The following is a 1293-nucleotide window of genomic DNA, read 5'->3' on the forward strand; positions in this document are numbered from 1 at the left end:
TAAAGCAGCTCTAAAGAGTTTTGAGTTAAAAGTTAAACTTCAAGTTTTCATTCAGGACAAATGTACTGATTAACTAATTTTTTGGGGAAAATTAGTTAACCCATCATTATAACATATAATTAATTTGCAAGAGTTCTACTGATAACTGATTACTGATAACTGATTTTGGTCACTGATTCCGGTATGATCTGAACAGAGAATCTAGTATCAAATACCTACTCATTCTAGCGTGAGGCTCTTGCCGAACCTGTCAGCAGCAGCAATTTGTGGCGGCGGGGTACTGCTGGATCCAGAGTCTGGTTTAATTACTACTATGGGTTAACAATTAGTCGTGTATTTAGAGGGAAACTATGGCCAATAAGCCAGAGCGCGTGGTTCTAATCGGTGTAGCTGGGGACTCCGGTTGTGGGAAATCTACTTTTTTACGTCGTTTGACCGATTTATTCGGGGCCGAGTTTATGACAGTGATCTGTTTAGATGACTACCATTGCCTCGATCGCAAACAGAGAAAAGAGGTGGGTGTCACCGCACTCAATCCGAAAGCGAATAACTTTGACCTGATGTACGAGCAGATTAAAGCTCTCAAGGAAGGTCAAGCCATTAATAAACCTATTTATAATCATGAAACGGGGATGATCGATCCCCCCGAAATCATCGAACCGAATAAGGTAATCGTGATCGAGGGACTGCACCCCTTATATGATGAACGAGTCCGGTCCCTATTAGATTTCAGCGTTTATCTCGATATTAGCGATGAAGTCAAAGTTAACTGGAAAATTCAACGGGATATGGCCGAGCGCGGTCACACCTATGATGATGTGATGGCGGCTATTAATTCTAGAAAACCGGATTTCAGTGCCTATATCGATCCCCAAAGACAGTACGCTGACGTGGTGATTCAAGTGCTGCCCACCAAATTACTTGAAGATCACGAAAGTAAATTACTGCGGGTCCGTTTAATCCAGAAAGAAGGGGTAGAAAACTTTGAACCCGCTTATCTGTTTGATGAAGGTTCCACCATCGATTGGCGGCCCTGTGGTCGTAAATTGACCTGCACTTATCCCGGCATTAAACTCTACTATGGTCCAGATGGCTTCTTGGGGAATGAAGTGTCGATTCTGGAACTAGATGGTCAATTCGATAACCTCGAAGAAATGATCTACATCGAAAGCCATTTGAGCAAAACCGGCACTAAATACTACGGTGAAATGACGGAATTACTGCTCAAACACAAGGATTATCCCGGTTCTACCAATGGTACGGGTTTATTCCAAGTGTTAGTCGGTCTCAAAA

Annotated in this window: 1 protein-coding gene; it reads left to right on the forward strand. The window is 42.6% G+C overall.

Going from position 1 to position 1293, the window contains the following annotated elements:
* Positions 1–350: 350 nt before the first annotated feature.
* Positions 351–1293 (forward strand): phosphoribulokinase (locus O9332_RS06810; protein ID WP_288024450.1); only part of this gene is annotated, 943 nt, incomplete at its 3' end.

It is taken from the genome of Microcystis sp. LE19-10.1B (genome assembly GCF_027530565.1).
GTDB lineage: Bacteria > Cyanobacteriota > Cyanobacteriia > Cyanobacteriales > Microcystaceae > Microcystis > Microcystis aeruginosa.